Source organism: Bradyrhizobium lablabi, assembly GCF_001440475.1.
Lineage (GTDB): Bacteria > Pseudomonadota > Alphaproteobacteria > Rhizobiales > Xanthobacteraceae > Bradyrhizobium > Bradyrhizobium lablabi.
In genome coordinates this window covers 27,214-36,699 of sequence record NZ_LLYB01000110.1, presented here as the reverse complement: position 1 = coordinate 36,699, position 9,486 = coordinate 27,214, and the positions used below count along the sequence as shown (strand labels likewise).

Genomic DNA, 9,486 nt, shown 5'->3' with positions numbered 1-9,486 from the left:
CATTCTTCGTCGCGTTTCGATTTTTGAGTTTTTACACAGCCAGGGTCAAAAGCGGCGGTGAGGACCTGCGCGGCCCGATGTTCGGTCTACTGACAACGGACGTGACGAATGCTTAAGCGTTGTTCGGCTACGGGCCATCAGCCGGCATGAGAATGCATCGAAAATGAAAGAGGCCGCCAACTATGATAGCCTTACTCCGGGTTATCGGGCGGTCTTTCGGCTTCAAGTTCCTTTATGAGATCGGCGATGTGTCGAGCATCTGCAGATTTCAGTATCCGCCGCACTATGACGTGAAAGCCCTTGATCTTGACGTCTATTTCGTCGCACGGACTGCTCTGTCACGCTCGATGAGGGCGGGCCTAGGCAAAGATGTCGAGGCTCGCACCCGCCGGTCCAAGGATTGGATCTGGCCGACGTTTAGTGTCGAGCGCGTTCAAATGAGAAAGCGAGCCCCTAAAGGAAACGGCGTTCTCGGTAAGAGTGCTGGTCGGGCTTGAGGCCTCTTTTGCGGCGTCGCGCAGCCCGGAAACTGTCCCAACCTGGTTGGGATGTGCCGGGTCGATGAATTTCTTGGCGTGATCGACATCCGTGCAGTTCATGCATACGAACCCGTTGACGATCTGCATGAAGGCCGCTCCGTTTCAGCCCGTGAATTGTCACCCGACCAGTTTAATTAATCTCTAAGATCGGGTATTGGTTGAGGGCGTCATGCCCTCGATAGCCCCCGGGCGCGAGGATGGAGATGCCCTTCCTTCTGACCCGATAGCTCGGGTTTGTTTTTTTGGGCCTGACAGGCGTTTCCGCGAAGTAGCCAAGGCGCGATGAAGTTCGCACCTTCAACGAATGTCCGCTCCNGGGTCTTGGCTGTGTGAAAACGCGAAGACGCTCAATCGCGATAGAAGAAGTTTTTCGTCCAAGACCGTTTTAGTCGCTCAGCGCGCAAGCGGATTCAACTTAGAGATCGAACTGAAAAATATNCATTCTTCGTCGCGTTTCGATTTTTGAGTTTTTACACAGCCAGGGTCAAAATGGGTCGTCCCTGACCGCGGCGGCGTAGTCCGCTGCTCGTTCAGCAGCTGACGAGTCATCGACATAGCTGGTCGGCAGCTGGGCCAGAAGCAGACCGATACATTTCGATATAAGTCGTGCGGTCACGGACAGATGCACACAAAACCACCCGCGCAGTGCGGAATTTTGATGGGAGTAACGTTTGCGTTTTATCGCGCCCCTCTAAGAATATGCAGCGTGCGCTAGGAGGGGCCGATTTTCAGTTTTGTTTTAACGTATTCAAAATTTGCAATCTTCAATCCGTTCGGGTTGCTGGGTGTTTGTGCCGGAGCGTTAGCCTGCTCTGTCGTCGTTTCCCCTTGGGGTCGCCCCAAGGTCTCGGACTGGTTTTTGGGGTTGATTGCCAACTCTGCTCATCTGGCATTTCTTTATGCCGCCTTAGCCGGACCGTCGCAGCTAAACGTTCTCATTCTAGCTCTTGTTTTTGGGGGTGGTGTAGGCTTCGGCCAAGGATGGTTCCTGCGTTTGCTTTGGCTTACCATCTGGCCCCGCAGAATTATCTAAGGCGCGCGTTCGGGCCATGTCTACTTTGGGGTCACCAGCAGTGGTGCTTAGCCGATCAGAAGATTTCCGCTCGGCCCTCAGAAGCCGACATCGCTTTTGTGAGTACGCGCCTAGATCAGCGATACCAGCCCGCCGCCATGGCGCTCGAGACGGCCCGCCAGTTCGAGTTCGAGCAGTACCGTGCGAACGATGGTGGCTGATAGCCCCGACATCCGGATCAGATCGTCGAGGCTGACCGGGCTCGGGCCGAGCAGCGAGACGATGCACTCGCGTTCGCCTGGATCGGTGTCGAAGTCGAGCGGCTCGTCATTGCCTTCGCGCGCCTCGAGCACGATCGGCCGCTCCAGGATCGGCTGAACCGCGTTGATGACGTCGCTGGCTTCGGTGACCAGCGCCGCGCCCTGCTTGATCAAATCGTTGGTGCCGGCGGCGCGTGGATCGAGCGGCGAGCCCGGCACCGCGAACACTTCGCGGCCCTGTTCGGCGGCCATCCGCGCCGTGATCAGCGATCCCGAGCGGTGAGCGGCCTCGATCACGACGACGCCGAGCGACGCGCCCGAGATCAGGCGGTTGCGGCGGGGAAAGTCGCGGGCGCGCGGCACGTGGCCGAGCGGCATTTCGGAAATCGCGCCGCCGCGTTCGAGGATTGCCGTCAGCAGATCTTCGTGCTCGGGCGGATAGATCCGGTCATGGCCGCCGGCCAGCACCGCGACCGTGCCGCTCTGGACCGTCGCGCGATGCGCAGCCTGATCGATGCCGCGCGCAAGCCCTGAAATGACGACAAAGCCGGCGTCGCCGAGATCGCGCGCCAACTGGCCGGCGAATTTCAGCCCGGCGCCGGAAGCGTTGCGCGAGCCGACGATCGCGATCATCGGCCGCGTCAGCGTTTCGGGTGCGCCGCGTACGCCGAGCAGCGGCGGCGGATCGTCGAGCGCCGCCAGCCGCGGCGGGTAGGTGGCTTCACCCGGCGCGACCAGCGAGACGCCGATCTTCTTCGCCGCAGCGATCTCGGCCCGCGCTTCCTCTTCGCTGCAGATACGTCCCGAACGCGCAGCGCCGCCACGCCGCGCCAGATCGGGCAGCCGCTCCAGCGCCGCCCGCGCATTGCCGAAATGGCTGATGAGCGAGTTGAAGGTGCGCGGGCCGACATTGTCGCTGCGGATCAGCCGCAACCGGTCGATCCGTTCGGCGTCGGTGAGGTGAGGGGTAGGCGGTGTCCGGTCATGCATGCGGATGCAGCTTTGCCCAACCTGAGATTGCGATCAACCTGTTTTGGATTTTTCAGTCGTCATGGCCGGGCTTGGAAGCTCGTTGACCGGGGAAATCCCCGAGCATAACGGCTGTGCAACTCACCCGCTTGCTCCGGGTCGAGGTGCTCCGTAACCTGCGTCGTCATCGTAGGAAACATCGTCCATGATATCGCTCGCCGACCTCCAGCGCCGCATTCATGCCGGCGAACTTTCGCCCGACGACGCCATCGCGCAATCGCAGGAAGCGATCCTCGCGCAGGAAAAGACCATCGGCGCGTTCGTGTGCCGTGCCGAAAATGTGCGAGCGCCGAGCGCCGGGCCGCTGCGCGGCATTGCGGTTGGCATCAAGGACATCATGGATACCGCGGATTTCCCGACCGAAATGGGCTCGCCGATCTACCGGGGCTTCCGCTCGCGCGGCGATGCGGCCGTGGTGATGATGCTGAAACAGGCGGGTGCGACCATCGTCGGCAAGACCACGACGACGGCATTTGCATCCGTAGATCCGACGCCGACGCTCAATCCGCACAATCATGGCCACACACCCGGCGGATCTTCGTCCGGCTCAGCGGCAGCGGTGGCGGCCGGCATGATCCCGCTGGCGCTGGGGACGCAGACCGGCGGTTCGGTGATCCGACCGGCCTCGTTCTGCGGCGTCGCTGCGATCAAACCATCCTATCGCCTGCTGCCGACGGTCGGCGTGAAGTGCTACTCATGGACGCTCGACACCGTCGGGTTGTTCGCGGCCGGCGTGGACGACGTGGCGCGCGGGCTGTCCGCGATGACCGGTCGGCCTGAATTGATGCTGTCCGCATCGGTCGCCTCGCCGCGCATCGGCGTCGTGACGCAACACTTTGCCGGTGCGCCGGAAGCCGCGGGTGCTGAGGCGCTGCAGACCGCCGCGCGCGTGGCGGAACGCGCCGGTGCTACTGTGCATGGGGTTGATTTGCAGGAAATTGTTGCGCAGGCGTGGCGCGCCCATCCGCTGATACAGGAGTTCGAGGCGCATCGGGCGCTCGCCTGGGAGTACCGCGAAAATTACGACGCGATGCCGCCGCTGCTGCGGAGCAAGCTTGACGAGAGCAGGGACACGACGCCTGCCGCCTATGACGCAGCGATCGAAACAGCGCATCGCGCCAGACAGGCATTGGAAAAAGTGTTCGACGATGTCGATGTGCTGCTGACCCTGTCGGCACCCGGTGCGGCGCCCAAGGGATTGGCCTCGACTGGAGACGCCCGTTACAACCGGCTGTGGACGCTGATGGGCGTGCCCTGCGTCAACGTTCCCGCGCATGTCGCGGAGGGCGGACTGCCGGTCGGCGTGCAGGTGATCGCGCGATACGGCGCGGATGCGCAGGCATTGGCGGCGGCGCGGTTTGTGGAGCAGGCGCTTGCCCGGAAATGAAGCCTTACTTCGCCCCGATCCGACCTTCGGTGCCGGATTGCAGCCGCTTGATGTTCTCGCTGTGCTTCCAGAACAGGAGCAGCGTCAGCACGACGAACAGCGAGGCCAGCGCGGGGTGGCCGAACCACCACAGGAACAGCGGCGTCACGAAGGCTGCGATCAGCGCCGACAGTGATGAATAGCGCGTGGTGAAGGCGGTAGCCAACCAGATCAGGCAGAATATCAGCGCTGCCGGCCAGAACAGGCCGATCAGCACGCCGATATAGGTGGCGACACCTTTGCCACCGTTGAACTTGAGCCAGACCGGGAAGAGGTGGCCGAGGAAGGCGCCGAGCGCGGCCAGCATCGCCGCATTGGCGCCGCCGTAATAGCCGGCGATGATGACGGCGATCGTGCCCTTCAGCATGTCGCCGATCAGCGTTGCCGCGGCGAGGCCCTTGCTGCCGGTGCGCAGCACGTTGGTGGCGCCGATATTGCCGCTTCCGATCGTGCGCAGGTCCTGCGTCCCGGCCAGTTTGGTCAACACCAGGCCGAACGGGATCGACCCGAGCAGATATCCGATCAGGAAAGCGACGATGAGAAATGCGTCAGACATTGCGGTAGCTCCCACCGCAGCCCGTTCCGGGCGAATCAGACATGTTCATAGACCGTCCGTCCGCCCACGATAGTACGCACGACGCGTCCCGAGAAGCGGGCTTCGTCGAACGGGGTGTTCTTGCATTGCGATTTGAGGTCGGTGGGATCGAGCACCCAGGGCGTATCGGGATCGATCACGATGACATCGGCCGGGGAACCCGCCCGCAGCGAGCCGCCGGGCAGGCCAAGCAACTCCGCCGGCCGGGTCGACATCGACCGGATCAGCGTCTTGAAGTCCATCTCGCCATTGTGGATCAGCCGCAGCGCCGCCGGCAGCATGGTCTGCAGGCCGACCGCGCCGCTCGCCGCTTCCGCGAACGGCAGCCGCTTGACCTCGACGTCCTGCGGATTGTGGTCGGACATCACGACGTCGACCAGGCCGGAGGCGACGGCCGCGACCAGGGCGAGGCGGTCGTCCTCGGTACGCAGCGGCGGCGACAGCTTCAGGAAGGTCCGGTAGGGGCCGATATCGTTTTCGTTCAGCGTGACGTGGTTGATCGACACCGACGCGCTGACGTCGAGGCCGGCGTCGCGCGCGCGCTTGAGGATCTCCAGCGACTCCATCGAGGACAGCGAAGCCGCATGATAGCGCCCGCCGGTCAGGGCCACGAGCCGCATGTCGCGCTCGAGGATGATGCACTCGGCGGCATTGGGAATGCCGACCAGGCCGAGCCTGGCGGCGAACTCGCCCTCGTTCATCACGCCTTCGCCGACCAGATCTGGGTCCTCGGTGTGGTGGACGATCAGCGCGTCGAAATCGCGCGCATAGGTCAGCGCCCGGCGCATCACCTGCGCATTGGTGACGCTCTTGTCGCCATCGGTGAAAGCAACCGCGCCGGCAGCCTTCAGCAGCCCGATCTCGGTCATCTCCTCGCCGCCCAGGCCTTTTGTCAGCGCGGCCATCGGATGGATGTTGACGATCGCGGTGTCGCGGGCGCGGCGCAGCACGAAGTCGACGGTCGCCGAATTGTCGATGACGGGCGAAGTGTCCGGCTGGCAGATGATGGTGGTGATGCCGCCGGCGGCCGCCGCCTGGCTCGCGGAGGCAAAGGTTTCGCGGTGGCTGGCGCCGGGCTCGCCGACAAAGGCGCGCATGTCGATCAGCCCGGGGGCTACGATCTTGCCGGCGCAATTGATGATGTCGGTGCCTTCGGGCACGCCGGCGGCGCCAATGCCGCGTTTGCTGTCGCGAATGGTGCCATCGGCAATCAGGACGTCGCCAGGCCCGTCGAAATCCCTGGAGGGATCGACGACGCGCGCGTTGGCAAGCAGGATCGGTCGGCGTTCGGTCAGCATCTTAAGCATTCGGCAGGTTGCGGGCGAGCGCTTCCAGCACCGCCATCCGCACCGCCACTCCCATTTCCACCTGTTCACGGATCAGCGATTGCGCGCCGTCTGCCACGAGCGAGTCGATCTCGACGCCGCGGTTCATCGGCCCCGGATGCATCACCAGCGCATCCGGTTTGGCGTAGGATAGTTTCTTCTGGTCGAGGCCGAAATAGTGGAAGTACTCCTGGCTCGACGGCACAAAGGAGCCGTTCATGCGCTCGCGCTGCAGCCGCAGCATCATCACGATGTCGGCGCCATTGAGGCCCTCGCGCATGTCGCGCGCAACCTCGACGCCCATCCGCTCGATGCCGCGCGGCAGGAGCGTGGAGGGGGCGACGACACGGACGCGGGCGCCCATGGTGTTGAGCAGGAGGATGTTGGAGCGCGCGACGCGGGAGTGCATCACGTCGCCGCAGATCGCGATCACGAGGCCTTCCAGCCGGCCTTTGTTCCGGCGGATGGTCAGCGCGTCCAGCAGCGCCTGGGTCGGGTGTTCGTGGGCGCCGTCGCCGGCATTGATCACGGAACCGTCAACCTTGCGTGCCAGAAGTTCCACCGCGCCGGAGGCGTGGTGCCGCACGACCAGGATGTCCGGGTGCATGGCGTTGAGCGTCACCGCCGTGTCCATCAGCGTCTCGCCCTTGCGGATCGAGGACGAGGACACCGACATGTTCATGACGTCGGCGCCGAGCCGTTTTCCGGCCAGTTCGAACGAGGACTGGGTCCGGGTCGAGGCCTCGAAAAACAGGTTCACCTGGGTGCGACCGCGCAACGAGGTGCGCTTTTTGTCCACCTGGCGGTTGAGCTCGACATATTCCTCGGAAAGGTCGAGCAGGCCGGTAATATCGGCAGCGGAAAGCCCCTCGATTCCCAGCAGATGCCGGTGCCCGAGGACGAAGGTCGATTTCGATATAGGGGTCATTAAAGCCAGAGCTATAGGCAGAGATGCTACCCGGGGCAAGCGTCAAATCCGGCGTTCTGACTTATCCACTAGGGCTTCGGCGACAGGGTAAATGGCCCCCGCCGGTGTTCCGTGGCGGCTGTTTCCGCTAGGATGACAGGATCGACGCGCGGTGCATCGGGCCAGGGAAACGTGCGGCATTTCATTCAATCCGTCGTGATCGCTTTGCGGACGCTGGCCGGCGCGATCGCCTGCATGGCGCTGGTGCCTCTCGCGGCCGCGCCGGCCATGGCCGAGAAGCGCGTGGCGCTCGCCATCGGCAACGACCTCTATCCCAATCTACCCGCCGACCGGCAGCTCAAGAAGGCCGTCAACGACGCCGCCACGGTCGCGGGGACGCTGAGGTCGCTCGGTTTCGAGGTCATCGTCGGCACCAACCTCGGTCGCCAGGCCATGATCGACAAGCTCGCCGAATTCACCGCGCGGCTGCAGCCGGGCGATACGGCGGCGCTGTTCTTTGCCGGGCATGGCGTGGCGATCGCAGGCGTCAACTACCTGGTGCCGAGCGATGTACCGGCGGTGACCGAAGGCGCGGAGGCGCGCGTGCGCGGGGCCTCGCTCGCCGAGCCGGATCTGATCGCCGAATTGCAGGCGCGATCGGTTCGCGTGGCGCTGCTGGTCATCGATGCCTGCCGCGACAATCCGTTCCCGCGTAGCGCCGGCCGCTCGATCGGCAACACGCGCGGACTGGCCGACGCCAAGCCTGCGCGCGGCATTTTCACGATGTATTCCGCCGGCATCGGCCAGACCGCGCTGGATCGCCTCGGCGTCAACGACTCCGCGCACAATTCAGTCTTCACGCGGATCTTCGACGAGCAGCTCAAACGGCCGGACCTGCATCTCGGCGATCTCGCCGTCGAAGTGCGCGAACGCGTCGCCGAGCTGGCGCTGAAGGCAACCGACGAGCGCGGCCAGCCTGCGCCGCACGAGCAAACGCCGGCCTATTACGATCAGACCCTCGGCGGACGCATCTACCTGGCCGGCCAGCCGGTTGGCGGCCGCGTCGAGCAGCCCGCCACCAAGCTTGCGAATGTCGCGCCGGAATCCGAGCGCGTGGTGCGGCCGTCGCGGCCGGGCGCGCCGGGCGAAAGCTGCGCGCGCAACGGCAACGAGACCTATTGCGTCAGTTCGGTGCGCAAGTCGCAGTTCGGCAATTCCTATGGCGTGCAGAATCTTTTCACCGGTTCCACCGGCGACGCATGGGTGGAGGGCAGGGACGGCAATGGCGTCGGCGAGTGGATCACGATCGAGTTCGACGCCATGCGGCTGGTGAAGTCCATCACCGTCCGAAACGGCTATCAGAAGAGCAGCGATATCTTCCAGAAGAACAACCGCGTGCGCCAGTTGCGCGCCGTGTTCTCGCGGGGCGAGACGCAGACCTACACGCTGCGCGACAGCCTCGGCTCGGAGGTGCTGACGCTGTCCAAACCGGTCAGGGCTTACTGGGTGAAGTTCGTCATCGACGAGGTCTGGGCAGGCAACAAATATACCGATACCGCGCTCACGAAACTGGTGGTCAGTTCGGAGCGGGTGCCGTGATCCACGCAGGACGAGGATTTGCTGCGATCGTTGCGGCATGCTGTCTGGCCAGCGCCGCCGCGCAGGCGCAAAAACTGCCCGCCGGCTTTGTCTATCTGCGCGATGTCGATCCGACCATCATCCAGGATATCCGCTACGCCGGCTCCAACAATTTCGTCGGCCGTCCGCTCAGGGGATATCAGGCCGCCGAATGCGTGGTGAAGCGCGAGGTCGGGACGCTCCTGAAAAGCGTTCAGGAAGAGCTCGCGCAGCAGAACCTGTCGCTGAAGATGTTCGACTGCTACCGGCCGACGCGCGCGGTTGCCGACATGGTGGCCTGGTCGCGCGACGGCCGCGAAACGCCGGCGCAGAAGCGCTACAATCCCGCGTTCAGCAAGGCTGATCTGTTTCGCCTGGGTTATATCGCCGAGCGCTCCGGCCATTCCACCGGCGCCGCGCTCGATCTCACTTTGGTCGACCTGAAAGTCGACAATTCGGCCACCTTCGATCCCGCAAGGGACTATGCCGACTGCACCGCCAATGTGAACCTGCGCGCGCCGGACGGCAGCATCGACATGGGCACCGGCTATGATTGTTCCGACACCAAATCGCACACTGCGGCGAAATCGATCACGGCCGCGCAGCGCCGCTGGCGGGAGAAGCTGGTTCAGGTGATGGCGCGGCGAGGCTTTGTAAACTATTCGAAGGAGTGGTGGCACTTTTCGCTGCCGGGGGCGGGCGGGCAGGCCTATGATTTCCCGATTACGCCGCGGAAATGACAGGACGGGATTTCCTCAAATCCGAAGTATTTTCGC

8 protein-coding genes are annotated in these 9,486 nt (G+C 63.8%); 3 read left to right on the top strand and 5 right to left on the bottom strand.

What is annotated here, in order from left to right; translation table 11 throughout:
- Positions 1 to 359: 359 nt before the first annotated feature.
- Positions 360 to 626 (bottom strand): hypothetical protein, encoded by a 267-nt coding sequence (locus tag CQ14_RS44050; protein WP_156435664.1) that lies wholly within the window; start codon positions 624 to 626, stop codon positions 360 to 362.
- 1,056 nt (positions 627 to 1,682) lie between these two features.
- On the bottom strand, positions 1,683 to 2,801 hold the full coding sequence (gene dprA, locus CQ14_RS32085; protein WP_057861808.1) for a DNA-processing protein DprA: 1,119 nt from the start codon (positions 2,799 to 2,801) through the stop codon (positions 1,683 to 1,685).
- 184 nt (positions 2,802 to 2,985) lie between these two features.
- Here dprA and CQ14_RS32080 point away from each other — a divergent pair, with 184 nt between their 5' ends.
- Positions 2,986 to 4,227 (top strand): amidase, encoded by a 1,242-nt coding sequence (locus CQ14_RS32080; RefSeq protein WP_057861807.1) that lies wholly within the window; start codon positions 2,986 to 2,988, stop codon positions 4,225 to 4,227.
- A gap of 4 nt (positions 4,228 to 4,231) precedes the next feature.
- Here CQ14_RS32080 and plsY read toward each other — a convergent pair whose 3' ends face one another.
- From plsY to CQ14_RS32065, 3 genes are read right to left on the bottom strand one after another with little or no spacing between them, the layout of a single operon-like run.
- Positions 4,232 to 4,822: a glycerol-3-phosphate 1-O-acyltransferase PlsY gene (gene plsY, locus CQ14_RS32075; RefSeq protein WP_057861806.1), complete on the bottom strand. Its 591-nt coding sequence runs from the start codon at positions 4,820 to 4,822 to the stop codon at positions 4,232 to 4,234.
- Positions 4,823 to 4,857: 35 nt separating this feature from the next.
- Positions 4,858 to 6,159, bottom strand: a complete 1,302-nt coding sequence (locus tag CQ14_RS32070; protein ID WP_057861805.1) for a dihydroorotase — start codon at positions 6,157 to 6,159, stop codon at positions 4,858 to 4,860.
- 1 nt (position 6,160) lies between these two features.
- Positions 6,161 to 7,114 carry an aspartate carbamoyltransferase catalytic subunit gene (locus CQ14_RS32065; RefSeq protein WP_057861804.1) on the bottom strand — a complete coding sequence of 318 codons (954 nt, stop codon included), beginning with the start codon at positions 7,112 to 7,114 and terminating at the stop codon, positions 6,161 to 6,163.
- Between the two features lie 171 nt (positions 7,115 to 7,285).
- Between CQ14_RS32065 and CQ14_RS47095 the strand changes: the two genes are divergently transcribed.
- Positions 7,286 to 8,692, top strand: coding sequence for an NADase-type glycan-binding domain-containing protein (locus CQ14_RS47095; RefSeq protein WP_057861803.1), 1,407 nt, complete (start codon positions 7,286 to 7,288; stop codon positions 8,690 to 8,692).
- Entirely contained in the window at positions 8,689 to 9,450 is a 762-nt protein-coding gene (locus tag CQ14_RS32055) for a M15 family metallopeptidase (RefSeq protein ID WP_245320681.1), read from the top strand. The genes CQ14_RS47095 and CQ14_RS32055 overlap by 4 nt, the downstream gene beginning before the upstream one ends.
- The last annotated feature ends 36 nt before the right edge of the window (positions 9,451 to 9,486 follow it).